This is a genomic window from Streptomyces sp. NPDC055013, assembly GCF_053608645.1.
This window is the reverse complement of sequence record NZ_JBSGVW010000014.1, coordinates 169,051-194,629: the sequence shown is the minus strand read 5'-3', so window position 1 is coordinate 194,629 and position 25,579 is coordinate 169,051. Positions and strand designations below refer to the sequence as shown.

Here is a 25,579-nt window from a genome sequence, read left to right as displayed (position 1 = left end):
CACCAGGTACGACAAGACCGCCACCTCCTACGAAGCAGCGGTCAGTCTCGCGTCATTCTTACTCTGGGCAAGATCCGTTTGAAGACGCACCCTAGTGGAGGAGTTGAAGGATGGACGGTGCCACTTGCATCCAGAGGAACGCGTGGGCGCTCCCCTTCCCGGCGGAGCCCGAGGAAGTGCCTTCTCTCCGACGCGTGCTGCGGACCCATCTGGCGCTATGGGGCCTGCATGAGTCGATCGAGGCGGCCCAACTCTGCGTCAGCGAGCTCGTGGCCAACGTGATCAACCATGTCGGCCCCGGGACCCCGACCACCCTCGTCGTCTGTATCAATCACTCGCGTCTGCGTATCGAGGTCCATGACCCGGATACGCGGGCGCTCCCCTTTCTCAAGGAAGCGGGCACCGACTCCGAGACCGGGCGAGGTATGACCCTTGTCGATGCGGTTGCCGATCGTTGGGGAGTGCAACTCCACGCCGATCGAAAGGTGACCTGGTGCGAGTGGGCCACAGGGCTCGCCTCACCGAACGAGCATGTCGACGGCTCCAGCGTCGCGCGGGCCGAAGTGCTTCTGGGCGGTTACGCGGCGGTGAGAAAGCGCAGTGAGTCGAGCCCGAGTAGGCTGAACATCAGGATGGCCGAAGGGGCGGCCATCGACGTCATCACAGATCTCCTCCACTGGCTCAAAGTCCGTGGTTGCGATGCCGATGAGGTCTTGGACCGAGCGCAGAGGCGTTTCGAGGTGCAGATCACGGAGTACGAGGGGCGGCACTACCCGGCTGTCTGAATGAAGACGCGGCAGGTCGCCCAACAACAAAGCCACCCGACACATCTCGGTCCCCTGCGCTGCGGAGCCGTCATCATTTCAAGGCGGCGCGGGCTTCGGCCCGTACCCTCCTGACCAGATGCCCGAGTTCCGCCTCCGAAGCGGGGTCGAGGTCGAGGAAAGCCGTGAGCCGGAGAAGCCGCATCAGGCTTTGGCGGAACACCTGTTGGGAGAGGGCACGGCTGTCGATTTGATCCTCATGGTGTGCCCTGACGATCGCGCGCACCAACGCCGGTGAAGCCGCGAGGGCGAAGCGCCTGGCCATGATCTGGTCGATGTCGTTCTCGCCAAGGACATCCAGGAGGTGGTGAGGGTCGTCTGCCATCGGGTCGTGGAGTACGTGCGCGCGGGTCCAGAGACGGGCGAACGCGTGGCGGGTCAAGTCTGTGCCCTTGAACCGATCAGCCGTGTAACCGCGGGTCGGGTCCGCTGGCCATCTCCAGGCGCACACGTCGGGGAGCAGGACCAGCGCAAGGAACGCCCATACCTGTCGTTGGGAGGCTTCGCCCGGAACCATGAGGCATTGCTTGTACAGGGCCCTGGCCGATTCCCGGTCGAAAATGCTCCCTTGCGCGATAGAAGGAGGAGCGGGGAAGCCTTGCGCGCGGGCTATGCGGAGGATGCCTTCTCGAAGTTGGTCGAGTTCCTCACGCGTGATCCGACGCCCTCCCGTGGCCGCATAGACGGCCCGGGGGGAGTGGTTGGCGACGATGGTTCCGTGTTGGGCCGGAGGGGTCTCGTGGAGGATGCGGAAGCGGTGTTCTGTCTCGCTTGGGAGCAGGCGCGGGTAGAGCAGACTCATACCGTGGCCTCCCTTGGGAATGTGACGCCCGCGTGCACGTCTGCTCGGAATCGGGACGGGTCTCGACGCCGCTCGTCACGAAGCCGCTTGATCGCCTGCTCGGCGGACTCTCCCGGACGCCCGAGGTACGTGCGCACGAGCGCGCGGACCAGCCCAGCCATCGTCAAGTCGCCGTCGGGATCGTCCGTCGGGGTTTCGTCCACGAACGCGTCGTCGTCCAACGCCCGCCCCACCAAATCGGCGACGATGTCGGCCTCCAACACGCTCCACAGCATCCCGGACAACTCGCTCTGGGCTGCCTCCAACGCTTGCTTGACCGCGGGATTGTCCTCATTGAGGAGCACGAGCAGGCTGCCCATGGCTGCTTGCTGCCAGTCGCCGCCGTCCATGCTCACATACCAGGCCGAACCCGCCGGGAGTCCCGCCTCGCGGAAAGAAACCGGAGCGACGGGCAACAACCCTGCCCCGCCTTCTAGATGCAGACGCATTTGATCGCTCCACAGGATCGAGCCCGCCCGGGTCGCGACAAAGGGTACTGAGGTGGGTAGGTCCGCAGCCAGCTCGATCAGAGTCTCGATGGTCAAGAATCCGCCGAGTTGAGTGCTTTCGGCCGAGAACGACACCTCGCACACGGTGCGGTCCGTGCGGATGGGAAGTTCTTCCGCGTAGGCGGCCGTGCGCAGGAGAGACGTCGACGGCCAGTGCCGTACACACAGGCGCAGCGGCGTGTCGGCTGCGAGTCCACAGTCTTCGCGGAACTCCGCGAGGTCGATCTCGATCACTCGCCCCAAAGCGATGTCGGTGGAGTAATCCCAGGAGCCGAGCGCCGCAGGTGCGGGCTCGCCCGTCGCCTCGCCCAGTCTCCACTGTTCGGCTCGGATTCGACCGGTAGACCTGCGGTATGGCCAGGCGCGGACACTCATGAGCGACCCATCACGCTGATGTCGATCAGGGCATCGGCGACCGCGGTGACGAGCATGTCGACATCGATGGGGCCGCCAGCGTGATACAGGACCTCTCCGATCACGATGCGCTCCTTCACCGGTATACGCCAGCCGTACACCTTGGGTTGTGTCGCTCCCATGGGCGACTGACCTTCTGCACCACCGTCCCCGGTCAGCACACGTATGGAGCCTTCCACGCGGTCAGGACCGTGGAGCCGAACCTTCTGCACGACGACGGGCATGCCGTCGATCACTTCGAAGTGTGGCTCGGCCAGCAGAGTGGGCCTCCGGACGACGTGTCTTCTGTCGCTCTGCTCCCAGTGGCTGCCGCGTTGTCCACCGTTGGCCTGCGGGGGTAGTCCTGCCGAAGCAGGCGAGGACTGCGTACCCGACGGACCGTCGGGGGATACGGGGAGCGTCATGGTTCGCGATGTGCCCGGTAGCGTGCCGGGCGACGGTACCGCCGTCCCTGTCCCGCCGGGGCCGGCCAAGAGATGTCCCAGTCGTTGCGCCACCGACCCCATTGCGTATGTGCCGACCTTCACTGCTCTACGAGCCTGGGCACCGCTCAGCCTGTCGCATTGCTCCTTGAGGCGCCGACCGGTGGTACGGACGAAAGTCGCCTCACGTCCCTGCAGCTGTTGATATTCCCATGCATCGTGGGTCGGCGGCTCCGCTCGCGCGAACGTCTGGTCCAACTCGCTGGTCACCTTGAACACGGCGGCATAGCCGGAGTCCGGATTCGATCTCTCGGGGCCGGAGTGATACCGCACCACGAGCTCGGGGCCTCTGAGTAGGCAAACGTGGTGGGGGGCACCTTCGATACCCAGCTCGCGGGCCGCCGGGGAGGTCACGGACGCACCGTATGTGTACTCGTAGGCGAACCAACCCAAGTCCATACGCGGCTTGCCGCAGGACAGCTGTTGCCCAGATCCGTCGGAGACTTTGCGGTAGGCCGAGGCGAAGGAGGCAAGCGTTGCATCGGACTCGGCGTCCGGCACGGCGACGTCCACACCGTTGGCCGTGACCGCCACGGCCATGCGTGTGGCACGCTCGGGGAGCGTGATCGGCCAGAGGTTCCAGGCCACCGCGTCGGCGAGGAAGACGCCCGCTTCGGACACGGACAACTCCGGCGACGTGTCCGAGTCCGGTAGCGAAGGGTCCGTCAGGTCGGGGTCGACCACCACGAGCGTCGTGCCGGTTTCCTCCGGTTGGAACCCCGGGATGCCCAACTCTCGGGCTGCCGCATCCGCTTGAGCATCCCGAAGAGGCTCGCAGTGTTCCTGTTCCGGCAGACCCCACCAGTGCCGTCCGGTGTAGCGCGCGTCTTCGTCCCAGAACGATTCGCGGATCGCGACGCCGATGAAACGTGAGTGCAGTCGCCCGTCGTCGCCTTCAAAGCGTGTGTAGACGAGTACGCAACCGACCTTCGACAGTTGGAACAGAGCGCTCTTGCCGTAGCCGTAGGTGCCCCCGCTCGACGCGTTCGAGACCCCGTCGCGGTCACCGCTATTGAGAACGAACCGAGCCCATTCCCTACGCGAGGTGCGCCCGGCGTCAGATCGGGTCGGACCGGCGAGCCCGATCGTGCCTCGGTCGGAGACGGCGAGGTAGCGGATGGCCCCGGCCTGGGTGAGCGATCGGAACATGCCGTTGTGATGCCCGACGTTCGATGATCCGTTGGAGAACATGCGACGCCAAGCTCCCGCGTGGCCCGGCCCCACGGTGCTCAAGTCGAGCCGGAAGTGCACGACGGATTGCTCGGGTCGGCGGGCGTCCCACGAATTCTGGCCCGCCTCACGGACAACGAGGCTCAGGCGGGAAAGACTGGGGCGACCGAGCTGACTCAGCAGACCGCTCGCAGTAATCCCGCCGTCGGCGCGGAAAGGCTGGGCGTACCAGCCGGGCGCGCTCATAGGTCGGCTCCCAGGTGCCCGAGTACGGTCTCCCGTGCTGTGATGTGCGAGATGGCGTCGAGGTCGATCCGGTATTCCAGGCCGTGAACGCCGGTCGGTATAGACGTGTCGACAAAGCTCTGGGGGGTGATGCGCGGGAAGTCCCCGGACACCTCGAACCAGCGTTGTTCCGTGGCCAGGAAGCGGGTTTGCGTCACAGGCCCGCCATCCTCATGCGGGAGACCAAGGGCCGCCACACGGGTCTCCAAAGCGGTGAGATCGTCGATCTTGCCACGGCACGCGTCGAGTACCTCGGGAACCGAACGGGCTCCGGGACCATTCGACTGCGTTACCCGCAACCAAGCTAGAGCCAGCGTTCCCTGCGCTGGTGCCTCCAGTTGGTCCGCCCCGTGTATGTGAACGACACGGCCCTCAGCTGCCACGGTCCCCTTGACCTCTATGGCGTGGTGGATGCTGCGGAAGTCCTGAGGGCAACCGAGAGGACCCAGCCAAGTACGTATGGTTCGAGGATCCAAGTCCAACAATTCTTCGAGCACGAGGAGTTCGGCGAACAAGCCCGCCAGCCGAGGAGTGGTCCACCTATTGGCGGTACCTCCGAACAGGAGCCGCCATGACTGCAAGGTGCGAACGATGAGGGAAGGCGCCCTGTGGGGCTCTGTCGCTATCAGCGCGGCCAGATCTGCCACCAGCCCTGTGAACGTTCCAGTGAGATCCCGCCTCAGGCAGGCGATGTCGGCGTATCGGATGGGGAGTTCGTCATCGCGTGACAGCGTACGGGTGGTGAGGCGCACGCCAGCGCTGCGCATGTCGTCATCGACTGTGGCGGCGGCATCGAGGGGCACCAACAGGTGGCGGAGGCCCTCGGTATCGCGACCGAGTCGGAGCGCACCGTGGGGTGTGGTGACCTCTAGGCCCACTGTGATCATCGGGCTGTCGGTCGCCGAGTGGGCCTGTTGATCCAATCTGTCCCAGAGCCCATCGAGCAGGTCACGTAGACGGAGAGAAGCCGGGGACCAGTGGCGCTCGGTCATGCAGCGGCCTCGGGGCCTGTGTCTTGGTCCTGCTCGAGCACCGAGAGGTCTTCGTCCTCGTCTTCGCCTGCGGAGGGGAAGACACGGGAGAGATCAGCCTGGAGATAGTCGTACTCGACACTGAGATCCTGCCCGCTGGTGGGCCTCGGGAAGACGAGGGCGACGCCCCAGACGACTTCGCCGGGTGCGTCCAGCGGGGCGCGCCCTTCCACCTGTGTCTCCTGCCCGTCCCTGCGGACGATGGGGACTGGAGCTTTGGCGTCGATCGGGTAGAGGAGGATCAAGCCCCGCTCGGGCTGCTGGGCCATCCTCAAGCGCTGAAGGAGGGTGCGGTTCACCTTCTCCTCGCCCTCGGGGATGCGGAGGTCGAGGGCCTCGTCGCGCGAGCCCGTGAGGGTCTTGATGTCGGCGACGGCCTCGTCGGCGCCCGGCTCGAGGCGGGTGCGGACCACCATGTCGACCGTGGCGCCGTTCGGCAACTTGAGCCGAGCGTCGGCTCCGGTCGGCTTCTTGCCGATGACTCCGATGTTCCAGAGGGCGAGGGCGCCGGAATTCTTGTTCCTCTTGATGATGTAGTCCTGCATCAGGTCGCGAGCTGCGTCCAGTGCCTTGGGGTGGAACTGGTATTCATCGATGAATGTAAGGACATGATCTAGTGGTACGTCCCGCCACAGGGCTCGGCCGCTGGCAACGCCCGCATCGACCTTCCCATCACGATGTGACACGGCTAGGAGGCGCGACACGGTCGCGGCGTTGTCGGCATGCCACTGTTCGTCTTCGCCGTTCTGCCTACGCGGGAAGTAGCGCGTCTCGACGAGTTGCCCTCCATACGATGCGGCTGCCCGCACGGCGCTCTTGGACTTCGAGGAAGCCGTCACCTTCATCTTGGGGTGGCACCTGATACGAGGCGCCAGATCGAGTGGGGTGAGGTGCTCGGTGAGGTATCGATCGATCTCGATACGCATCTCCGCCTCGACCGTCGCGAGGTGGGCGAACCAACGGCGGGTCTCGTCGGGCATGAAGATGCGGGGGAGGTCTTCGTAGCCTGGGCGGTATCCGAACCAGCGGCCCATCTGAAGGAGTGTGTCGTAGACGTTGGATGAGCGGACGAAGAAGCTGACCACGAGGCCCTCTAGGGTGAGCCCTCGGGATAGTGTGTTGCCGCCCACGGCTATGACGTTGACGGGCCCGGAGTCGTAGTCGAGGCGGTTGGTGCTGCGGTAGTGGTCCATGACGATCTCGGTCGTTGAAACGACTCTGTCCAAGGCCGGAAAGACGGTCTCGAAGTCGAATCGCCGGCTTTCATCCGCAAGTTGGACGCGATGGGACTCTCGGTTCCAGAGGTCTCGGAGTTCCTCGACGACGCCGTTACGTTCCCGGATCCCGCGAATGACCTCGTCTTTTAGCGCTTGGACGACGGGTTTGTAGGAGTCGTGAACACGCGTGTCGGTGTGTGCATGGATCAGCATTGAGGAATGCCGGTCGCTTTGTCCTCGGACATGGCGAGCCGCGGTGGCGAGCCAGAACCAGTAGACGGCGCGACGAAGCGAGGGAGTGGCCTCGGGGACAAAGTCGGGCACATCTGCCTTTTTTGCAGGCCTCAGGTCTCCGAGCTCCTCGTCGGGAATGCTCCGGATCATGTCGAGGCCGCCGGGTACTTCGGACGGGTCTTCATGGTCGAGTGGGTTCCGTCCGAACAGGGTTTCCGGCCCCTGGTACTGCCGGCCACGTGGCAGGCTGAGGATGAAGTCTCGAGGGTAGAAGTCTTCCTCGTCCATCGGGTCGACGAGGAGGTTGGCGAACGGCGTCGCCGTGTAACCCACGTAGCAGACTTTGGGAATGCGGCCGATCACATCACGGATGAGCGGATTGATCCGGCGGGTGGCGAGGGTCGCCTGATCGGCCTCGTCGTCGATGATCAGCGTGGGGCAGTTGCCGAGTTGCTCTCGTGCCTGCTCAAGCCAGTCTCGCAGCTTCTTGAGTACCGGACCGTTCTTCTTGACGACCAGGAGCAAGTGTTGGTCTTTGGATGCCAGGAAGGATTGAGCGTTCGGTGGCGGCTGAAAGTCGTGCTCCGGCTTCGTGATCTGGTGCCACAGCGGTGGATTGAGATCCACGAGGTCACGTATCAGACGGGTCTGGGTCTGCCGCCGCAGCGAGTTGTGTACTCCGGACAGCACGATGAACATGCGGTAGCCGCGGTCTGCGGCCTTACTCACTACGGCTGTGAAGTTGCTCGTCTTGCCAGACTGAACGTGGCCTATGACCAGTCCTCGAGAGCGGAACGTCGGGGTGGCCGGGTGGTCGAGCATGGCGACGACCCGATCGGAGGCCTCGTCGATCTTTTTGACCTCATCTGAGTCGAGTTGGCGCCTCAGACGCCTCTCGAACGCCGGCCAGTTCTTGTCACCTGCCCGCGATCCCGCATACCAGGGAACGGCGTTCTCCCGCCCCACGCCGAGCGGCTCACGGAGACTGACGATCTCCGTCATGGCTGCTTCGTGTCGCCGCAGCATCTCTTCGATGACCTCTTCAGGTACGAAAAGGTCGCGCAGTTGTTGCGTGGCGTCGTGTGGGAGCAGCCCGTCGAGCATGCTTTGAAACCGAGCCCAGGCTGCGTCCATACGTGGGTTGCTCACCATGCCTCACAGGTGTTCATGGTCGACCAGCATCCCTGTCCGGCCGATACGACGTCCTTCCAGGTACTTACGCTACCGACCGGCACCGACAACGGCGTCTGGTCCGAACATTCGGCTCCCCTTTAGGAGGCCAATCGTTGACGAACTGCCAGCTCGTCGTCGACTACGCCCCGATGGGGGTGGGGAATGCGGCCATGACGACAACGGACCCACGGTCGAACGGTCAATTCGAGCTGCCAGGGGAGTGCATCGATTCCAGCGGATGGGCTTATGTGGCCCGCCGTGTCACGCGTGAGTCACACCGGCTGCTCGACGGGCGACGCCACCTGAACCGGGAACATGCCCTGTACTTCCAACCCGTTGCTCCTGTGCCCGGCCGGCAAGGGCGCCGATTCCGGTGCCGTTGCCCGGCAGGCAATGGCCTTCTTCACGGCAGCATCGCGGGCCTCGTTCCCGAGGTGCAGGGCGGCGGACAGGATGTGGACGCCGAGCAGCGGAGGGATGGCGTTGCCGATCTGCTGGGGAACGTCTTTCCCCTGCCACGGATAGTCCTTGGGGAAGGTCTGCAGCTGTCCGGCCTCGGGATCATCGAAACGGGGGTGGGCGTCGGGGCGGCCCGGGGGGCCCACCTTGTTTCTGCGAATTTTCCCGGTGACGGTGAAAGCCGGCTCGTCATGCTGCCGCTTGCCGCGTGCCTTGGGGTCCCCTCCGGTGCCGTAGTTGGAGATGACCTCGAACGGAGCCAGACGATCGAGCACGTCGACCATCGTCACGCAGGGTCGCCTGCTCTCTTCCTCCGGCGTAAGTTTCTTGTGGAACGGACGATGGGTCTTCTCCGGGAGCATGGCCGGTCCGGTGCCTTTCAACCGAGCGATCAGGACCGCGCGTTTGCGGGTTTGAGGCACCCCGTACTCTTCCGTCCGCAGCACACCGGTGACGGCCGTATAGCCCTTGCGCTTGAGGATCTCGGCATAGGCCTCCCAGAGCGGCCTGACGGTGGTCACCTGTTCAAGCACAATCGCCTCGTACGGGTTCCCCTCCTCCAGGGCGGACAGCACCCACCGCAGTGGTTCGAGCACCAAGCCCGTGCGACCTTTGTCCCCTGGCGCTTTTGCGAGCTTGGCGAGTTGGGCTTCGACCTTGGCCTTCTTGCTCTTACCCTCTGCCATCAGATCGGCCAACTCGACTACCTGCGTGAGTGCCCGGCGCCCGGCTCCTCCATCGCGTCCACCTGCGACCGTGTACGTCTGGCAGGGAGGACCACCGGCCAGAATCCTCGCTTCCGGGAAATCGGCCGGGCTGAAGGTCTTCACGTCGCCGGATTCGGTGGCCAGACCCGCTGCCACTCGCGTTGCACAGGCGTCGGGGTCCAGCTCGACACCGATGGCGGGGATACCCAGCCACCTGGCAGCCACGTCCAGCCCGCCGGGACCGGCGAAAAGATCCACAATCTGGCGGTCGTGCACGTAGTCTCCAGGCTGTATGCGCGCGGTGGCGGTCACCAAGGGTGTCGCGAACGTGGCCGCCCCGGTCTGCCTCCAAGGGATCGCCGTCGTCGATCTGACAGGATAACGCCTGCTCATGGTGGCTAGCCACCATGTCAGGCTAGTGGCATGCCGAGCCAACATAAGTATCCGGCGGTGGTGTGCCGTCCGGCTCCGGAGCTGCACGAGCGGGCAAAGCGAGCGGTCGCCGAGACCGGCTCGGACATGAATGCCCACCTCATCTGGTTTCTGCGATGGCTCGTCGGGGACACTGACGATCTCCCCTCCCGTCCGTCGCCGCCGGAGAAGGGTCGACCGACAACTGAGACCGGTGTGCCGGCGACAGGCCCGGGTGGCGGCCGCGGGCATCAGAAGGCCGGCACGTGATCACGCCAACGTCCCGTTCTCGATCAGGTCGCGCATGGCATCCTCGGAAGCATGCGGTTCAGTCTGGCAGGCCCGGGCGTCGAGTGAGCCTAGACCGTCAGGAGCGGCGTGTGCTTGGCCGATGGCGAGCGCTCCTGCGCTCAGTTTGAGATTTCTCGAGTTCTTGGTTCAGCCGGTCGTAGGCCTCGCGCACTCGCAGTGCGGCGGTCACCGGATCTTCGTGCTCCCACACACGGAGTACAGCCCACCCCGCCTCGAGAAGCCACTGGTCCGTCTGGCGATCGCGCCGACGATTCGTCTCGAGCTTGTCCGCCCAATAGGTCCTGTTGGTTGTCGCCAGGGTGTGGTGCTCCGGACACCCGTGCCAGTAACAGCCGTCCATGAACACGGCCAGGCGAACACGGGTGAAGACCAAGTCTGCAGTGCGTCTCACCGTCGGTAGTGGTCGTTTCGACACTGTGTATCGAAGTCCCAAGGCGTGGACGGCGCTCCGGAGAGCTTTCTCAGGCTTCGTGTTCATCGGCCTGTTCGACCGCATACTTGCCCGCGTGGCGGGCGAAGACGCCCACGACTGCTTGCCATCCTTACGGGCGAAATTGTTCTTACTCATGGCTTCTCGGAGGAAGGGTTGGGCAGGCGGCACCGTCTGGGTGCAACCGAACTGCTTGCGATGGTGTTCAACCTGAGCGTACTCGTGCGAGGACCCATGCAGGGCGCACCTCTTGATCTACGAGCGCGCCTGCCGGTGCCGACGGTGGCTGAGTCGCCGGGGCTGGTGGGTGCAGGCACGACTGCTCAGCCAAGATCGTGACTGGTAGGACGACCTGCTCTCTTCATCGGAGATCTGGGTTGGTCGAACAAGTCCTCTTTGCTCAAGTCGCTCCCCGGCACTCGCAGATGGTTGGAAACGGCCTGGCCATGTGGGCGGAGTTCACCTGCACCGTGGCCGCCCGCTTCTTTGCAGTGTCGTGCCTCCGCAACCCGCCTCAAGGGCACTCCACTCCGCTGCGCTGCGTTCCGCGTCGGCTGCGCCGATGGCCCTTCGGGCCACCCTTGACCCGGCCCGCTCCAGCACGGGGGAGAAGCGAGCGGGCGGCCCGGAGGGATGGGTGGCCCAGGTGGGTTGAAGGGTGGGTCGGCCGGGTGGCTGGGCGGGGTTGGGGCGCGTTCGCGTGCCGGGCATGGCGGGTGGGCTCAGCGGCTTGCGGCCGGTGGGTGGGGTCTGTCCGCTGGCTAGCCCGCTCGGGGACCGGTTTCACCGACATCCCCGTCCTGGCCTCCGGGACACCGAGCGGCTGTTCCCGCTTTCAAGCTGCCCCCGCACATGGGCGAGCTGGAGGTGTGATGCAGCACACCCTCATCGACCGATGACTTCGTTCGCGCACCTCGGTCATACCGGCGACAACACCGAAGCAGCACAACGGACAGACAGGACGGCTGACATGACCGCCACCGTGAAGGGCCCTGCCAGCTACTTCCCTTCCATCGAGAAGAAGTACGGTCGCCCGATCGGGGAGTGGAAGGACATCATCCGCTCCTCGTCTCTGACCAAGCACATGGAACTGGTGAACTGGCTCAAGGCCGAGCATGGGCTGGGCCACGGTCACGCCAATGCCCTCGTCGCGCACACCCTCGCCGAGCGGCCCGGCAGCTGAGCGGCCCGGCAACTGACTGCCACGCAGGGGAGCCATGGGATGGTTCGAGCGCAACCCGCCACGACGGGGTGTTGCTCTCTGGCCGGTACCAGAGGGCAGGGCCGCCGCGGCGACGACTACGCCGCACCTGGTCGATGACGAACAGTGACCTGGACGCTCAGGCGACGGGCTCCACCCCGTGACACTCTCCGTACACACGCCCCGACCCACACCAGCAAACCGCCCCCCGCTGCGGCGGCCAAGCCACCGCCCGCCCCCGTGCCGCCAGCGTCGTCGCGTACTGCGGAAGCAGGGTCGTGTCCTGCGGGGACGAGAGCTCCGAGGCGGCGAAGGCTTCGTAGGACGGGACCGTGCCCGTGACGATGCCGAGGTTCGGGGTGCCGGAGGAGGAGAGTTCCCGGAGGGAGCCCTCTATCGTCGCCAGGTGCTCCTCGTGGGAGGGGTACTCGGCCGACAGTGAGGGATACGCCGAGAGCAGCTCGGTCAACTCGTCCGCCGTCCAGTGGAGTACCGCCACCGGGAACGGGCGGGAGAGGGCCTCCCGGTAGGCGCCCAGTTCGGCCCTCAGCCGGGAGATCTCCGCCTCCAGTTCCGCCGGGTTGTCCGAGCCGAGGGACCAGACGCGCTTCGGGTCGTGGAGTTCGTCGAGGGAGATCGGCATCGAGTGGAGGGTGTCCGCCAGGGTGTCCCACTCGTCGTGGGTCAGGCCCAGCATCCTCCTCACCCGGTGGCGGCCGAACAGGAGCGGGTGCGTGGCGTACGGGGGCTCCGGGACGTCCGTCAGGAGGAGGCGGGCTCCCTCCGTGAAGGTTTCCTGCGCCTGTTCCAACTCGTCGTGGGACTCCAGGGCCTCGGCGACGATCACCCATGCTGCCGGGTCCCGGGGCGAGGACGAGCGGACGCCCTCGATGATCGCGCGGGCCTCTGCCTCGTGGCCGTACTCCCACAGGTTCGATGCCTTCAGGGCTCGTACCAGGTGGGGGTTGTCCAGGGTGGTCGACGACGACAGCAGGCGGTCGTAGAGCGCGGTCGCGGCGGGGCGGTCGCCGGACAGTTCCAGGTGGGCCGCGGCTTGGAGGAGCAGGGCCTCGGCGTCCTCGGGGTAGAGGCCGGCGGTTCGCTCCAGGCGTGCCGCCTCGGCGGTGTGGTCGACGTTTTCGGCAGGCGTGTCGGGGCGCATGGGGGACACCGTACTGCCCGTGGATGGCGGAGCGGAGGGGAGAGAGGGAAGAAGGGGGTAGATATTGCCTGGTCCAGGCCGTTCCCGGGCGCGGTGGGGGTCGTGGCTTACGAGGCTTCGGCCCAGCTTCGGCTGTCCCTATGCCTTTGCCAGCCAGAGCAGTACGAGGAAGGGCACCGTGATCAAGGGCGCCATGGCCGGCCAGCGGGCGGGGCGGGCGTCCTTGCGGCGCCGGGGGCCGCGGACGTTCACAGCCAGCAGCGCGATCAGCAGCGTCGTCCCGGTCACCGCCAGCAGGAACATCACCACGGGCGCGTGATCGAGCGTGTGGTAGTCGCAGTTCGACATCTCCCTCAGTTCCGGACCGGTCGCGAAGGCGTCACAGTCCGAGGGGAGGTAGTCGGTCAGCAGCCAGTACGTCAGGTGGAGCGGGATGATCGCGGGTACGCCGAGGGCCAGGTTCGCCAGCGCGGGCGCCGACAGGCCGAATCGGGGGCCGGCTCGGGGCGGGCGCCCGCGCTCGTCATCCTTCGCTCGCGTGGCTGCTTTCGTCACGTGACACACGACGTTCCGGACAGGCCTCCGGTTGCGTCCGGCGCGTCAGATCACCACCCCGTCGATCTGCAGCGTCTGCACCGCCTTCGCCGCGAACGGCACCGCCACCGACTTTCCGCTCAGGTACGTGTTCGCGTACGCCCGGTACTGGTCCCCGCCCGTCGTCACCGTGTTCCAGCGCGGGACCAGGCCGCCCGAGCCGCCGCTCACCGTCGAGAAGCGGGACAGGTCGAAGGTCAGCGCCTGGGCCGACGCCGACGTGTTCACCGCCACGATCACCAGGCGGCGCGCCGACGCGTCGTAGGCCGCCGCGGCGTAGCTCACACCCGTGTCCAGGATCCGCATGCCGGGGCGGATGTGCCGGCTGAACTGGGCCATGACGTAGTACTTCGTCTGGATTGTGGTGGGTTGGAGGGTGTTCGCGTCGTACGCGATCATCGCCCAGCCCGTCGACGGGTCCATGACCTGCCAGTAGCACCAGGCGGTCGGGTGCAGCCAGCGGAAGTCGTAGCAGAGGTTGGAGGCCATGGTGAGGCCGGTGCCGTCGCTGTCGCCCGTCTCCGAGTTCCAGAGTTTCTTGCCGGACGTCGTCACCACGTCCGTGTGGAGGAGGTCCCTACGGCCGCCCGAGCCCTGGTAGCCGTGCACGTTGACCTGTGAGACGAGGGCCTTCGTCGACGTACCGAAGGATGCCCACGTGGAGCGGGCCGTGTCGTAGTTCGTCTCGTCCGAGGCCGCGATGCGGACGCCCGTCAGGCCGCGGCCGTCCAACTCGCTGCGCATGTACGGGAGTACGGCCGTCTGGACCGCCGGGTCCAGGTGGCAGCCCTCCTGGGTGCCGGTCGCCGTCCACCAGCTCGACGCCGGCTCGTTGAAGGGGTCGACCGTCGCGAAGTTCACGCCCCAGTTGTTCTTGGCGTACAGGGCCGTGGCCGCCAAATGGGAGGCGTGCTGGCGGTAGTTCCAGGTCTGGAGGTTGTTGCCGCCGTCCGCCGCACCGGACGGGTTGTGGTTGGAACACATCCACCACATGGGGGAGTTGGCGAAGAGTTCCGTGGTCGCGCCGCGAGCCGTCGCCTTCACCAGCATCGCGCGCTGGTTCGCGTCCGCGCTCCAGTCCCAGGCCGAGGAGGTGGGGTCCTCGTTGTTCCAGTCCTGCCAGAAGCCCTCGATCTGCTTGAAGCCGGGGATGTTCGGCGACTCGGCCATCGTCTCGCCGTTCACGCTGTTCCAGCTGCACGCGCCGAGGTTGTACCGGGCGATGTTGAGGCCGAGGCCGGGGAGGGTCGTGCCGTTGTACGTCACCGAGTTGGTGGTGAAGAACAGGTCGGCGAAGTCGTTCCGGTTGCCGAAGACGTTCGCCCACCAGGCCAGGGACGTGCCCCAGCCCTCCCAGGTGCCGTACGACGTGCCGGGGTTGACGGCGATGGTGGCGTCCGCGTGGGCGGTGCCCGTCGCCAGGGCGCTGCCGAGGAGTGCGCCGCCCGATGCCGCCAGCAGAGTTCTACGTCGGATCATGACTTCTCCGCTTCGCTCAACGGCCGGTGTCGGCGCTGTCGTCGTCGAACCGGCTCCGTGGCTTGTCCCGTTCGTGCCGTCAGGAAGCATCGGGTGTGGCGTGTGAGGTTGTCGAGGTTTCTGACAGCCCTTTCTCAAACCTGTGGAGGAAGGGCTGGGGAAGCGTTCGGAGGGTCGGACGCGGCCGGGACGGGCGGGTGTTGGGAGGGCGTGAGGGCTGGGTCGGGACGGTGCCGGGACAGGCGTCGCGACTGGTGTGCGTACGGCTCTGGAGACCTCGCGCCCCGCCCTTTATCGTGCGGGCGCCCCCCTCGTGCGGGCGGCCCGGCGAAGGAGGCTCACGGATGGTGCGGGTTCGCGTCGTGCGGCACAGCGGGCTTCGGCGGCGGGCCCTTCGGCGCCGCGTGCTGTGGGGTGGCGGGGAGGTGCTCGTCACCGTCGGGGTGGTGCTTCTGCTGCTGGTCGTCCACCAGGTGTGGTGGACCAACCGGCAGGCGAGGGAGGGCGCCGGGCGCGAGGTCCGTGCCCTGGAGCGGGCCTGGGACGGCGCGGGCGGCGACTCCCGTACGGCCGTATCGGCGCCGTCGGCCGCGGCCGAACCCCCGCTCGCGGAGGTCCCCGCGGACACCGGGGCGGCCGAGCCCACCGCCGGCACCCGGCGCCGTACCGCGGCCCCGCCCGCCCCCGACTGGTCCCAGGCCTACGCCATCCTGAGCATTCCGCGCCTCGGCCTCCGCGTGCCCGTCGCCGAGGGCGTCGGCAAAGCGGGTGTGCTCAACAAGGGCTACGTCGGCCACTATCCCGGCACCGGGCAGCCGGGCCAGGCCGGCAACTTCGCCGTCGCCGGGCACCGCAACACCCACGGTGAGCCCTTCCGGTACATCAACCGGCTCGCGCCCAAGGACATCGTGCGGGTCGAGACGCGGAGCGCGACCTACACGTACGCCGTCGACCAGACCCTGCCGCGGACCGCAGCCCATGACGGCGGCGTCATCCGGCCCGTCCCGCGCTCCGGCGTCAAGCCGGGCTACGGGTACGAGCGCCCGGGCTACTACCTCACCCTCACCACCTGCACGCCCGAGTACACCTCGAAGTACCGCCTGGTGGTGTGGGGCAAGCTCGTGTCGATGCGCCCGCGCTGAAGCCGCAGCCCTCAGGCTGCCGCCCCCCGCTCCCGCAGCACGCCCACGCTCACCGCCGCCACCAGCGCCAGCCCCGCCGACACCACCATCGCGATGTCCGCGCCCCGTGCCAGGCCGCTCCCGGCGGATGTGGCGAGGGCGATGGTCAGGGCCACTCCGGCGCAGGAGCCGATGTAGCGGAAGGTCTGCTGGGCGCCCGAGCCCATCGCGGCGCGCTGGGCCGGTACGGACTCCACCGCGAGCAGCGGCAGCGCGGCGTTCAGCAGGCCGCTGCCGATGCCGGCCAGCAGCAGACCGGGCAGCAGCCGGGGCCAGGAACCCGCGTCGAGTGCGCCCAGCATCGCCAGGGCGCCGCCCGCGTGGAGGACGAAACCGATCGCCAGCTGCCACCGCGGTGACACCCGGCCGGACAGTCTGCGGGCCTGGAGGGCGACCGCGAAGGACAGGCCGGACCAGAGAAGGAACAGCCATGCCGTGTCCATCGCGGACAGGCCGAGCGTCTGCTGGAGCAGTGCCGGCAGGAAGCTGAACAGGCCGATCACCGCGAGCCCCGTGAACAGGCCGCCGGCGGAGGACGCGAGGAAGCGGGGGCGGCGGAGCAGGGACAGGTCGATCATCGGGGTCGCCGTGCGGCGCTCCACCACGACGAAGAGACCCAGCAGGGCCACGCTCGCCAGGAGCAGCAGGCCCACGGGTGCCCTCAGCCAGCCGTCCCGGCCCAGGGTCAGCGCCGCCACCAGGGCGACCAGGGCCAGCCCGAAGGTGACGGCTCCGGCGAGGTCGGGGCGGCCGCCGCGCGGGGCGCGGGACTCGGTCAGCGTGCGCCCGGACAGGGCCGCCACCATCAGTGCGGCGGCGCCCAGGACGCCGTACCCGATCCGCCAGTTCGGCATCGCGCCGGCGACGACCGGGCCGAGCGCGATGCCGCCGCTCACGAACGCGCCCCAGACGCCGGTCGCGTGCAGGCGGCCGCGTGCGGTCGGGAAGGCGTGGACGATCAGGCCGAGGCTGCTGGCGAGGAGGGCCGCGCTCGCCGCGCCCTGGGCGACGCGGGCCAGCGTGAAGAGCCAGGTGGTCGTCGTCAGGGCGCCCAGGGCGGTGGTGATGCCCAGGGCGAAGGTGCCGGCGACGAAGATCCGGCGGCGGCCGTAGTCGTCGGCGAGGCTGCCGGCCACCAGCAGGAGTGCGGCCAGCCCGAGCGGGGTGCCGTTCAGGAGCCAGGCCTGGGCGGAGAGCGGGGTGTGCAGGGCGGCGGCGGTCTGCGGGAGCGTGACCATCGGCGCGGTGTACGTCATCAGGGCCACGGCGGTGGCGGCGCTGGTGAGGGCGAGCGTGGCACGCGGGTTCGCGGGCTGCTCCGCGGCGGGCGCGGCCGGCGTCTCGGTGGGCGCCGCAGTGAGAGTTCGTTCATTGAACCGGGGCATGTGTCCCACCGTAACATCGTAGGTTCGGTCATTGAACCAAGAAGGTGGAAAGGCGTTACAGTGGGCGCCATGGCACTGGGCAAGGACTACGCGACACAGGAGTGCTCGATCGCCCGGGCACTGGAGATCGTCGGCGAACGCTGGACGCTGCTCGTCGTCCGCGACGCCCTGTACGGCGTCCGGCGCTACAACGACTTCCTCGTCCACCTCGGCATCCCGCGCGCCGTCCTGGCGGCCCGCCTCCAGGCGCTCACCGCGGAGGGCATCCTCGACAAGCGCCGGTACCAGCAGTCGCCGCCGCGCGACGAGTACGTCCTCACTGACCGGGGCATCGCGCTGTGGCCCACCCTGCGCTCGCTCGGCCTGTGGGGCCGCGAGCACTTCGGCGAGGAAAAGTTGCGCGTCTTCCGGCACGCCGACTGCGGCACGGAACTCGGCCCGTACGGCGAATGCCCGGCCTGTGGAACCGTGGTACCCGTTCCGGACGTCGAGATGGTGCCGGGACCCGGACTCGATCCGAACCCGGCGGACCCGGTCAGCCGGGCCCTGCTCGGGCCCAAGCGCCTGCTGCAGCCCATCGAGGCCGAACCGGCCGGCGTGACGGATCCCGGGCATCCTGTATAACGAACGTCAGGACGAGTTCGACTGGACGAGTTCGACCGGGCACGTTCGTCAGGACGAGTTCGGCGGGGCAAGTGCTCACGAGGGGAGGGCCGTCGATGATCCGCAGCTGGACCCGTCTGCGTCCCGCCGCCGTGCTGGTACTGCTCTTCCTCGAGATCGCCCTGCTCGACACCGGCAGCCTCTCCGCGACCGTCGCGCTGGCCGCGACCGCCGCCGCCGGCTCCGCGTTCGCCGTCTGCTCGCTCCTCGCCTCGCGCGCCGCCCCCGCGGTGGCGCCCACGCGCGTGCGCACCGCCATCCGCGACCGGGCCCGCCGTACGGCATTCCTGCCGCAACGCGACCCCGACGCCTCGGGCCGGCCCCGGCCCCGGGCACCCGGACACGCCCTCCCGGCGACCGCCGCGTAGGGCACGCACCCGAACCAGCTCCCACGTGTGACCCCGCGCGGGTCGTCATGCCGCCATGCCGATTTCCGGCATTTCTCTCATTCCACCGGCACGACGAGACCCTCGGAGGGCTCACCCATGTCCGTTTTCGCCGACCTTGTTCAGCAACTCGCCGACCTGCTCCAACCACTGTTCGGCGCCACCGCGGCCGCCGCCGCGATCGTCCTGTTCACCGCGCTCGTACGGCTGCTCGTGCATCCGCTGTCCCGGGCCTCAGCGCGCGGGCAGAAGGCGCGGGCCGAGCTCCAGCCGAAGATCGCCGAGCTGCGCAAGAAGCATGGGAAGAACCCCGAGCGGCTCCAGCAGGCCGTGCTGGAGCTGCACACCAAGGAGAAGGTGTCGCCGCTGTCCGGGTGCCTGCCCAGCCTGTTCCAGCTGCCCGCCTTCTTCCTCCTCTACCACCTGTTCTCGAACACGACGATCGGCGGGAAGGCGAACGAGCTGCTGTCGCACCAGCTCTTCGCCGCGCCCCTCGGGGACCGGTGGGCGGACGCGCTCGGCGACGGTGGTGCGTTCGGGGGTGCCGCGCTCGTGTACGTCGGGCTGTTCGTGGTCGTCGCCTGCGTCGCCGCGTTCAACTACAGCCGTACGAAGCGGATGATGGCCGCGAATCCGGCGGTGCCGGTGGTCGACGGGGAGCCGGTGCCGGGGATGGGGGCCATGAGCAAGGTCATGCCGTTCATGTCCTTCTTCACGCTCTTCACCGTGGCGGTGGTGCCGCTGGCGGCCGCGTTGTACGTCGTGACCAGTACGACGTGGAGCGCGGTGGAGCGGGCTGTCCTCTATCGCTGACCGAGCCCCGCCGCTGACCGGTGCGGACCCGTCGCGGCCGCGACCTGGGGTCCGCCGTCCTCCGAGCCTACGGTCCAGTACGTGAACCGGGTATTGCGGACTGGCCGTAGACCTTGGAGGATCGACCAGTCCTCCGATGGCTGCACCCGTCGGCGGGCGCCCCGCGATCGAGGGAGATTGTGATCATGAAGCTGCTGCGAGTCGGTACGGCAGGAGCGGAGCGGCCCGCGCTGCTCGACGCCGAGGGGACCCTGCGGGACCTGTCGGGCGTCGTGCCGGACATCGACGGAGCGCTGCTCGCCGACGCCGCCGCGCTCGGCCGGATCCGCGCGGCGGCGGACGCCGGTGAGCTGCCCGAGCTGGACGCCACCGGGCTGCGGGTCGGGCCGCCGCTGGGGCGCATCGGCAAGGTCGTGTGCATCGGGCTGAACTACCACGACCACGCCCGCGAGACCGGCGCCGAGCCGCCCGCCGAGCCGGTCATCTTCTTCAAGGCCGCGGACACGGTCGTCGGACCGAACGACACGGTGCTGGTCCCTCGCCGGTCGACCAAGACCGACTGGGAGGTCGAGCTCGCGGTCGTCATCGGACGTACGGCCCGGCATGTGGAGTCGGCCGAGGAGGCGCTCGCGCATGTCGCCGGGTACGCGGTGGCGCACGACGTGTCCGAGCGGGAGTTCCAGATCGAGCGGGGCGGGACCTGGGACAAGGGCAAGAACTGCGAGACGTTCAACCCGCTGGGGCCCTGGCTGGTGACGGCGGACGAGGTGCCGGACCCGCAGAACCTCGCGCTGAAGCTGTGGGTCAACGGCGAGCTGAAGCAGGACGGCACCACGGCCGAGCAGATCTTTCCCGTCGCCGAAGTCGTGCGGTACGTCAGCCAGTTCATGACGCTGTATCCCGGGGACGTCATCAACACGGGGACGCCGGCGGGGGTTGCCATGGGGCGGCCCGAGCCGAAGCCGTATCTGCGGGCCGGGGACGTGGTGGAGCTGGAGATCGAGGGGCTCGGTCGGCAGCGGCAGGAACTCAAGAACGCCTAGGGAGTGGGGACTGCGCGCGGTACGGCGGCTGCGGGCCTTCCGTGGCTGGTCGCGCAGTTCCCCGCGCCCCTGAAAGACAAGGGCGCTGCCCTTACCGCTTCTCCAGGAAGTGCTCCAGCGCCTCCACCACCATGCGGTGGTCCTCCAGTTGGGGCAGGCCGCTCACCGTCACCGACCCGATGACGCCCGCGCCCTCGACGTTGATGGGGAAGGAGCCGCCGTGGGCCGCGTAGGTGTCGGGGTCCAGGCGGGAGGAGTCCTCGAAGGTCGTGCCCTTGGCGCGGAAGCGGGCGCCGACGACGTAGGAGGACGTGGCGTAGCGCTCCACCACCCGGCGCTTGCGGGCGATCCAGGCGTCGTTGTCGGGGGTGGAGCCGGGCAGGGCCGCGTGGAAGAGCTGCTGGCCGGCCCGGTGGATGTCGATGGCGACCGGAGCCTGGCGCTCGCGGGCCATCTCGACGAGGAGGGAGCCGAGCGCCCACGCGTCCTCGTAGGTGAACTGCCGGAAGACCAGGCCACGTTCCTGGGCCTCCAGCTCCTCCAGGGGCGGGGTGATCTCCGGGTGGAACTTCGGGGTGATCTCCGGGTTGTGCGTCTTGTTGGTCATCACAGCTTCACCACCACTGCGTCGCGTGCCGAACGGTGTGCCGCTTCCAGGACGTCGAGGGCGGATGCCGCCTCCAGGGCCGTCACCGGGTTGGGGCCGCCGTCCAGCAGGGCCTTTGCCACGGCCGCATAGTAGGCGGGGTAGTCGCCTGGGAGGGTGGGTTCGACGCGTCCGCCTCCCGTCAAGGGAGACTCGCCGGAACCGACCGGGCCCCACAGTGACTCGGGTTCCGTGCCCCAGCCGGCCGTCGTGTCCGGGCGCTGCCCCTCGCGCAGCGCCGCCTCCTGCGGGTCCAGGCCGTACTTGACGTAGCCCGCCTTCGAGCCCAGCACCCGGAAACGCGGGCCCAGTTGGGCGGTCGTCGCGGAGGCGTACAGGTGGGAGCGGACGCCGTTCGCGTGCGTGAGCGCGATGAACGTGTCGTCGTCCGTCTCCGCGCCGGCGCGGCGGACGACCGCCTCGGCGTACACCTGCGTGACCGGGCCGAAGAGGACCAGAGCCTGGTCGACGACATGACTGCCGAGGTCGTACAGCAGACCTCCGATCTCTGTCGGGTCGCCGGACTCCCGCCAGCCGCCCTTGGGCTGCGGACGCCAGCGTTCGAAGCGGGACTCGAAGCGCCATACGTCGCCCAGTTCGCCCTCGGCCAGGAGCTTGCGCAGCGTCAGGAAGTCGTTGTCCCAGCGGCGGTTCTGGAAGACCGACAGGAGCAGGCCGCGCTCCTCGGCCAGCGCCGCCAGCTCGCGTGCCTCGGCCGCGGTGCCGGCGATCGGCTTGTCGACGACGACGGGGAGGCCCGCCTTCAGGGCGGCGGTCGCCAGCGGGACGTGCGTCTTGTTGGGGGACGCGATGACGACCAGGTCGAGGTCGTCGGCGCGGGCGAGCAGTTCGTCGGGCGTGGCGGCGACGCGTACGTCCGGGTGCTCGGTGCGGGCCTGCTTCTGCCGCTCGGGGTTCGACGTGACCACCGTGTCCAGGGCGAGCCCCTCGGTGGTGGCGATCAGCGGGGCGTGGAAGACGGAGCCTGCGAGGCCGTAGCCGACCAGGCCGACGCGGAGGGGAGTAGCACTCATGAAACCCACTTTCGCAACGCTGTTGCCAAAGTGCAAGCGCCGGGGACAATGGGTGCGTGAAGCATGGTGTGGACAGTGGCTTGAACGGTGGCGTGGTGGGTGGCGTGAATCTGGGCGCCCTGCGCAGTCACAACACCGCGCTCGTGCTCGACCTGCTGCGCACGGCCGGTCCCGAGGGCATCAGCCGGCTCGAGCTCGCCGAGCGCACCGGCCTCACCCCGCAGGCGGTCAGCAAGATCACCGCCCGGCTGCGGGAGGACGGGCTCGTGGCGGAGGCGGGGCGCCGGGCGTCGACGGGAGGCAAGCCGCGCACGGTGCTGCGGCTGGTACCGGAGGCCGGGTATGCGGTCGGCGTGCACCTGGACCGGGACGAGCTGACGGCCGTGCTCTGCGATCTGACCGGTGCCGTGATCGCCCGGCGCCGGGCCCCGCTGGACCTGGGGGCCGGTGCGGAGACGGTCGTCGAGCGTGCTGTGCGGGAGGTGGGGGAGTTGGTGGCCGGGGATGGTCGGCGGGGTGCCGTGCTCGGCGTCGGCGTGGCGCTGCCCGGGCCGCTCGACCACCGGCGCGGTGTGCTCCACCGGGTCACCGGGTTCCCGGAGTGGAACGGCTTCCCGCTGCGCGACGTGCTCGCCCGGCGCCTCTCGTTGCCGGTCGTGGTCGACAAGGACACCAACGCGGCGGCGCTCGGGCTTGCGGTGCGCGGTGCGGTTGGGGGTGCGGCGGCGTCCGGCACGGCCGCGCCAGTCACGGCCGGGTCCGGCGGCGCCGCACCCGTCATTGCCGGGGCCGACGCGAGCGCCTCCGGGACGAGCGGCTCCGGCACCACCACGCCTGTCACTGCCGCGTCCGGCGCCTCTGCGTCCGGCGCCTCCGCGTCGGGTGTCCCTGCTTCGGGTGTCTCCGCGTCGGGTGTCTCCGCGTCGGGTGTCCCTGCTTCGGGTGTCTCCGCGTCGGGTGTCTCCGCGTCGGGTGTCCCTGCTTCGGGTGTCTCCACTTCGGGTGTCTCCGCGTCGGGTGTCTCCGCTTCGGGTGTCCCTGCTTCGGGTGTCTCCGCGTCGGGTGTCTCCGCGTCGGGTGTCCCTGCTTCGGGTGTCTCCGCGTCGGGTGCCTCCGCCTCGGGCGCCCCCGCGTCCGGCGCCTCCGCTTCCGCCGCCTCCTTCGCCTACCTCCACTTCGGCGCCGGCCTCGGCGGCGGGCTGGTCATCGGGGGAGCGGTGCATCGCGGGACCCGTACCGGGGCTGGGGAGTTCGGGCATCAGGTCGTCCAGCTGGACGGCCCGCCCTGCGGGTGCGGCAACCGTGGGTGTGTCGAGGCGTTGTGCCTGGCCGCCGTGGCCCGCGGTGACCTGGCGGAGGCGGCCCGAGTGCTCGGCACGGCCGCGGGCAACCTGGTCGCGCTGCTCGACGTCGACCTCGTGCTGCTGGGCGGCCGTACGGTCGCCGCCGCGCCGGAGACCTTCGTACGCGGTGTCGCCGCCGTTCTCGACGAGCGTGCCCGGCGCGCGGGCGAGGACGCCGTGCCGGTGCGGGTCGCCGCAGGCGGGGAGCGCGGGGTCGCCGAGGGGGCGGCCCAGTTGCTGCTGGCGCCGCTGTTCGGGCGGGCCGAGGGGTGAGGGCGGCGGCGTTGAGGCTCGTGGCTGCGCCCTCGGTCCCCGCGGCGGGCGTCCGCTGATCGAGCGGACTTGCGAAGCGGTACGGAATGGCATCGCCGGGAACCCGCCCCCACCCGGCATGGTCATGTGTTCATGCGACTGCACTCACCCGCCTCCCTCTGCCTCGCAGCAGCCGCCCTCCTCGCCGCGGCGCCCCCGGTGCACGCGGCGCCCTCGGCCGAGCTGCCCAGCTGCGCCACCGACGACCGGGCCTTCCCCCTCACGACCCGCCTCCACGGCGGCCCCGACTCCTACGTGGCCGGCGGCGGATTCGGCACCTGGTACCTGGACCTCACCAACAAGACCGGCCGGACCTGCACCGGCATCCACCCCGTCGTCGTCCTCATCGACGCCGAGCGGGCCCTCAAGCCGTCCCAGCCCCGCCTGGAGTTCTACGGCAGCCCGAGCGGCAGTCCGAGCAGCAGCCCGAAGGGCGGCACGGACGGCGGCCCGGACCGGGCCCGCCCCCACCCCGTCCGCTTCGAGACCACCGACGAGGACGAACTCGTCGGCGCCTTCGGCGGGTCCGGCGACTTCCCCGGCTTCACCGTCGGCCCCCGCAGGACGGTCACCGTGAAGGTCCGGCTCGCCGTCACCTCGGACGCCGTACCGAACAAGGTCACGGCCAACGCGGCCGTCGTCCAGCGTCACGAGGGCGACGGTGACTGGGTCGGCCAGTCCAACGACTACCGCTTCACCATCGACGCCGACCCGGCAGACCCGGCCCACCCGACCGGTAAGGCCGAGCCGGCCGACCCGGCCTCTCCCACCGACCCGGCCGACCGCGAGTCCTCGGCCTCCCCGGCCGCCTCCGCCGCGGCGAACCCCTCGGCGACCCCCGGCGCCGACAACCCCCGCGGCCATCTCAGCCTCGCCGACGAACTGGCCCGTACCGGCCTCACACCCCCCGGTGCCACCTTCGCCACCACCGCGGCCCTCCTCCTGGCCGGCATCACGCTGCTCGTCGCCCGGAGGCGCCGCTGAGGGTGCCCGCCCCGTCTGCGACGATCCCTGCGTGGACTACCCGAACAACCAGGCCCCCGGCGCCCCCGTGCGCCAGGGCATCCCGGAGCACGGCCGGATCCCGAAGTACTACGCGGTGAAGGCCCGGCTCGACCTCCTCGTCGGCGAACTCGGCGAGGGCGACCCCCTCCCCACCGAGCGCGACCTCTCCGAGGAGTACGAGGTCGCCCGCGAGACCGTCCGGCAGGCGATCCGCGAACTGGTGCTGGAGGGCAAGCTGCGGCGGCGGGGACGGGGCACGGTCGTCGCCGGGCCCAAGCTCGAACAGCCCCTCTCCCTCGCCAGTTACACCGAGGGCGTACGGCGGCAGGGCCGCACCCCCGGCCGTAGCCTCGTCACCCTCGACCGCTTCCCCTGCCCCGCCGCCCTCGCCGCCGAGACCGGCCTCGTACGCGGCGAGCCCGTCTGGCACATGGAGCGCGTCCTGCTCGCCGACGACGAGCGGGTCGGCCTGGAGAGCACGTACGTCGCCGTCGCCCGGGTGCCCCGGCTGGACGCCGACTTCGACCCCGACTCCTCCTTCTACGCCTTCCTGCACGGACAGGGCATCGTCTTCGGCGACGCCGACGAGCGCCTGGAGACCGTGCTGGCGACCCCGCGCGAGGCGCTGCTCATCGGGACTCCGCCCGCCCTCCCGATGCTGCTGATCCACCGGGTCTCACGGGACACCGAAGGGGAACCGCTGGAGCGGGTGCGGACGCTGTTCCGGGGGGACCGGTTCTCGTTCACCACCCGTTTGCGCGGCTGAAAAGTCCGGAATTCCACCCGTTCGCCATGCCATCGAATATCACGAAAGAGTAACGGGTCTAGCCCAA

General features: G+C 68.8%; 23 protein-coding genes. 10 read left to right on the top strand and 13 right to left on the bottom strand.

All coding sequences use genetic code 11. The annotated features are described in order from the left end of the window. Positions 1-110: 110 nt before the first annotated feature. Complete coding sequence (locus ACWGDB_RS20340; RefSeq protein ID WP_453823658.1) at positions 111-785, top strand: ATP-binding protein; 675 nt, start codon at positions 111-113, stop codon at positions 783-785. A gap of 73 nt (positions 786-858) precedes the next feature. Here the strand turns inward: ACWGDB_RS20340 and ACWGDB_RS20335 are convergent, their stop codons facing one another. The 7 genes from ACWGDB_RS20335 to ACWGDB_RS20305 form a co-directional block, all read right to left on the bottom strand. Further along, on the bottom strand, positions 859-1,626 hold the full coding sequence (locus ACWGDB_RS20335; protein ID WP_453823657.1) for a DUF6339 family protein: 768 nt from the start codon (positions 1,624-1,626) through the stop codon (positions 859-861). After that, complete coding sequence (locus ACWGDB_RS20330) at positions 1,623-2,549, bottom strand: hypothetical protein (protein ID WP_453823656.1); 927 nt, start codon at positions 2,547-2,549, stop codon at positions 1,623-1,625. The genes ACWGDB_RS20335 and ACWGDB_RS20330 overlap by 4 nt, the downstream gene beginning before the upstream one ends. Beyond that, a complete protein-coding gene (locus tag ACWGDB_RS20325; protein WP_453823655.1) occupies positions 2,546-4,486 on the bottom strand; it encodes a hypothetical protein in 1,941 nt (646 codons plus the stop codon). Before ACWGDB_RS20325 ends, ACWGDB_RS20330 begins: the two co-directional genes overlap by 4 nt. Beyond that, positions 4,483-5,517: a PD-(D/E)XK motif protein gene (locus tag ACWGDB_RS20320; RefSeq protein ID WP_453823654.1), complete on the bottom strand. Its 1,035-nt coding sequence runs from the start codon at positions 5,515-5,517 to the stop codon at positions 4,483-4,485. Before ACWGDB_RS20320 ends, ACWGDB_RS20325 begins: the two co-directional genes overlap by 4 nt. Further along, a complete protein-coding gene (locus tag ACWGDB_RS20315; protein ID WP_453823653.1) occupies positions 5,514-8,111 on the bottom strand; it encodes a Z1 domain-containing protein in 2,598 nt (865 codons plus the stop codon). The genes ACWGDB_RS20320 and ACWGDB_RS20315 overlap by 4 nt, the downstream gene beginning before the upstream one ends. Positions 8,112-8,452: 341 nt before the next feature. After that, positions 8,453-9,622, bottom strand: coding sequence for a DNA cytosine methyltransferase (locus ACWGDB_RS20310; protein WP_453823652.1), 1,170 nt, complete (start codon positions 9,620-9,622; stop codon positions 8,453-8,455). Positions 9,623-10,124: 502 nt separating this feature from the next. Then, complete coding sequence (locus ACWGDB_RS20305) at positions 10,125-10,637, bottom strand: very short patch repair endonuclease (protein ID WP_453823651.1); 513 nt, start codon at positions 10,635-10,637, stop codon at positions 10,125-10,127. 832 nt (positions 10,638-11,469) lie between these two features. Here ACWGDB_RS20305 and ACWGDB_RS20300 point away from each other — a divergent pair. Beyond that, positions 11,470-11,682: a DUF4287 domain-containing protein gene (locus ACWGDB_RS20300; protein WP_453823650.1), complete on the top strand. Its 213-nt coding sequence runs from the start codon at positions 11,470-11,472 to the stop codon at positions 11,680-11,682. A gap of 157 nt (positions 11,683-11,839) precedes the next feature. On the opposite strand, the gene ACWGDB_RS20295 is transcribed toward ACWGDB_RS20300, so the two are convergent. The 3 genes from ACWGDB_RS20295 to ACWGDB_RS20285 form a co-directional block, all read right to left on the bottom strand. Beyond that, a complete protein-coding gene (locus tag ACWGDB_RS20295) occupies positions 11,840-12,862 on the bottom strand; it encodes an SEC-C metal-binding domain-containing protein (RefSeq protein WP_453823649.1) in 1,023 nt (340 codons plus the stop codon). 138 nt (positions 12,863-13,000) lie between these two features. After that, complete coding sequence (locus ACWGDB_RS20290; RefSeq protein ID WP_453823648.1) at positions 13,001-13,417, bottom strand: hypothetical protein; 417 nt, start codon at positions 13,415-13,417, stop codon at positions 13,001-13,003. 45 nt (positions 13,418-13,462) lie between these two features. Next, positions 13,463-14,935: a beta-1,6-galactanase gene (locus tag ACWGDB_RS20285; RefSeq protein WP_453823647.1), complete on the bottom strand. Its 1,473-nt coding sequence runs from the start codon at positions 14,933-14,935 to the stop codon at positions 13,463-13,465. Positions 14,936-15,279: 344 nt separating this feature from the next. Here ACWGDB_RS20285 and ACWGDB_RS20280 point away from each other — a divergent pair, with 344 nt between their 5' ends. Continuing rightward, the gene (locus ACWGDB_RS20280; RefSeq protein WP_453823646.1) at positions 15,280-16,077 is read left to right on the top strand and encodes a class E sortase; all 798 of its coding nucleotides are present in this window, start codon (positions 15,280-15,282) and stop codon (positions 16,075-16,077) included. A gap of 11 nt (positions 16,078-16,088) precedes the next feature. Here the strand turns inward: ACWGDB_RS20280 and ACWGDB_RS20275 are convergent, their stop codons facing one another. Beyond that, a complete protein-coding gene (locus ACWGDB_RS20275; protein ID WP_453823645.1) occupies positions 16,089-17,501 on the bottom strand; it encodes an MFS transporter in 1,413 nt (470 codons plus the stop codon). Between the two features lie 69 nt (positions 17,502-17,570). Between ACWGDB_RS20275 and ACWGDB_RS20270 the strand changes: the two genes are divergently transcribed. From ACWGDB_RS20270 to ACWGDB_RS20255, 4 genes are all read left to right on the top strand, one after another. Next, on the top strand, positions 17,571-18,125 hold the full coding sequence (locus tag ACWGDB_RS20270) for a winged helix-turn-helix transcriptional regulator (RefSeq protein ID WP_427844847.1): 555 nt from the start codon (positions 17,571-17,573) through the stop codon (positions 18,123-18,125). Between the two features lie 95 nt (positions 18,126-18,220). Continuing rightward, positions 18,221-18,532 carry a DUF6412 domain-containing protein gene (locus ACWGDB_RS20265; RefSeq protein ID WP_369271292.1) on the top strand — a complete coding sequence of 104 codons (312 nt, stop codon included), beginning with the start codon at positions 18,221-18,223 and terminating at the stop codon, positions 18,530-18,532. A gap of 117 nt (positions 18,533-18,649) precedes the next feature. Continuing rightward, on the top strand, positions 18,650-19,363 hold the full coding sequence (locus ACWGDB_RS20260) for a YidC/Oxa1 family membrane protein insertase (RefSeq protein WP_453823644.1): 714 nt from the start codon (positions 18,650-18,652) through the stop codon (positions 19,361-19,363). A 185-nt stretch (positions 19,364-19,548) separates the two neighbouring features. Beyond that, positions 19,549-20,406: a fumarylacetoacetate hydrolase family protein gene (locus tag ACWGDB_RS20255; protein ID WP_453823643.1), complete on the top strand. Its 858-nt coding sequence runs from the start codon at positions 19,549-19,551 to the stop codon at positions 20,404-20,406. A 91-nt stretch (positions 20,407-20,497) separates the two neighbouring features. Here the strand turns inward: ACWGDB_RS20255 and ACWGDB_RS20250 are convergent, their stop codons facing one another. Both ACWGDB_RS20250 and ACWGDB_RS20245 read right to left on the bottom strand, forming a co-directional pair. Next, complete coding sequence (locus ACWGDB_RS20250; protein WP_453823642.1) at positions 20,498-21,013, bottom strand: heme-degrading domain-containing protein; 516 nt, start codon at positions 21,011-21,013, stop codon at positions 20,498-20,500. Then, positions 21,013-22,086: a Gfo/Idh/MocA family protein gene (locus ACWGDB_RS20245; protein ID WP_453823641.1), complete on the bottom strand. Its 1,074-nt coding sequence runs from the start codon at positions 22,084-22,086 to the stop codon at positions 21,013-21,015. The genes ACWGDB_RS20250 and ACWGDB_RS20245 overlap by 1 nt, the downstream gene beginning before the upstream one ends. Positions 22,087-22,142: 56 nt before the next feature. On the opposite strand from ACWGDB_RS20245, the gene ACWGDB_RS20240 reads away from it, so the two are divergent. From ACWGDB_RS20240 to ACWGDB_RS20230, 3 genes are all read left to right on the top strand, one after another. Continuing rightward, on the top strand, positions 22,143-23,702 hold the full coding sequence (locus ACWGDB_RS20240; RefSeq protein ID WP_453823640.1) for an ROK family protein: 1,560 nt from the start codon (positions 22,143-22,145) through the stop codon (positions 23,700-23,702). 132 nt (positions 23,703-23,834) lie between these two features. After that, on the top strand, positions 23,835-24,725 hold the full coding sequence (locus tag ACWGDB_RS20235) for a hypothetical protein (protein WP_453823639.1): 891 nt from the start codon (positions 23,835-23,837) through the stop codon (positions 24,723-24,725). Between the two features lie 31 nt (positions 24,726-24,756). After that, on the top strand, positions 24,757-25,512 hold the full coding sequence (locus ACWGDB_RS20230; protein ID WP_453823638.1) for a GntR family transcriptional regulator: 756 nt from the start codon (positions 24,757-24,759) through the stop codon (positions 25,510-25,512). Positions 25,513-25,579 lie beyond the last annotated feature (67 nt).

What these genes read in the sequence shown, in the direction of transcription:
- ACWGDB_RS20340 (WP_453823658.1), top strand. Translation starts at nt 111, where the DNA reads ATGGACGGTGCCACTTGCATCCAGAGGAACGCGTGGGCGCTCCCCTTC.
- ACWGDB_RS20335 (WP_453823657.1), bottom strand. Translation starts at nt 1,626, where the DNA reads ATGAGTCTGCTCTACCCGCGCCTGCTCCCAAGCGAGACAGAACACCGC.
- ACWGDB_RS20330 (WP_453823656.1), bottom strand. Translation starts at nt 2,549, where the DNA reads ATGAGTGTCCGCGCCTGGCCATACCGCAGGTCTACCGGTCGAATCCGA.
- ACWGDB_RS20325 (WP_453823655.1), bottom strand. Translation starts at nt 4,486, where the DNA reads ATGAGCGCGCCCGGCTGGTACGCCCAGCCTTTCCGCGCCGACGGCGGG.
- ACWGDB_RS20320 (WP_453823654.1), bottom strand. Translation starts at nt 5,517, where the DNA reads ATGACCGAGCGCCACTGGTCCCCGGCTTCTCTCCGTCTACGTGACCTG.
- ACWGDB_RS20315 (WP_453823653.1), bottom strand. Translation starts at nt 8,111, where the DNA reads ATGCTCGACGGGCTGCTCCCACACGACGCCACGCAACAACTGCGCGAC.
- ACWGDB_RS20305 (WP_453823651.1), bottom strand. Translation starts at nt 10,637, where the DNA reads ATGAGTAAGAACAATTTCGCCCGTAAGGATGGCAAGCAGTCGTGGGCG.
- ACWGDB_RS20300 (WP_453823650.1), top strand. Translation starts at nt 11,470, where the DNA reads ATGACCGCCACCGTGAAGGGCCCTGCCAGCTACTTCCCTTCCATCGAG.
- ACWGDB_RS20295 (WP_453823649.1), bottom strand. Translation starts at nt 12,862, where the DNA reads ATGCGCCCCGACACGCCTGCCGAAAACGTCGACCACACCGCCGAGGCG.
- ACWGDB_RS20285 (WP_453823647.1), bottom strand. Translation starts at nt 14,935, where the DNA reads ATGATCCGACGTAGAACTCTGCTGGCGGCATCGGGCGGCGCACTCCTC.
- ACWGDB_RS20280 (WP_453823646.1), top strand. Translation starts at nt 15,280, where the DNA reads ATGGTGCGGGTTCGCGTCGTGCGGCACAGCGGGCTTCGGCGGCGGGCC.
- ACWGDB_RS20275 (WP_453823645.1), bottom strand. Translation starts at nt 17,501, where the DNA reads ATGCCCCGGTTCAATGAACGAACTCTCACTGCGGCGCCCACCGAGACG.
- ACWGDB_RS20270 (WP_427844847.1), top strand. Translation starts at nt 17,571, where the DNA reads ATGGCACTGGGCAAGGACTACGCGACACAGGAGTGCTCGATCGCCCGG.
- ACWGDB_RS20265 (WP_369271292.1), top strand. Translation starts at nt 18,221, where the DNA reads ATGATCCGCAGCTGGACCCGTCTGCGTCCCGCCGCCGTGCTGGTACTG.
- ACWGDB_RS20260 (WP_453823644.1), top strand. Translation starts at nt 18,650, where the DNA reads ATGTCCGTTTTCGCCGACCTTGTTCAGCAACTCGCCGACCTGCTCCAA.
- ACWGDB_RS20255 (WP_453823643.1), top strand. Translation starts at nt 19,549, where the DNA reads ATGAAGCTGCTGCGAGTCGGTACGGCAGGAGCGGAGCGGCCCGCGCTG.
- ACWGDB_RS20250 (WP_453823642.1), bottom strand. Translation starts at nt 21,013, where the DNA reads ATGACCAACAAGACGCACAACCCGGAGATCACCCCGAAGTTCCACCCG.
- ACWGDB_RS20245 (WP_453823641.1), bottom strand. Translation starts at nt 22,086, where the DNA reads ATGAGTGCTACTCCCCTCCGCGTCGGCCTGGTCGGCTACGGCCTCGCA.
- ACWGDB_RS20235 (WP_453823639.1), top strand. Translation starts at nt 23,835, where the DNA reads ATGCGACTGCACTCACCCGCCTCCCTCTGCCTCGCAGCAGCCGCCCTC.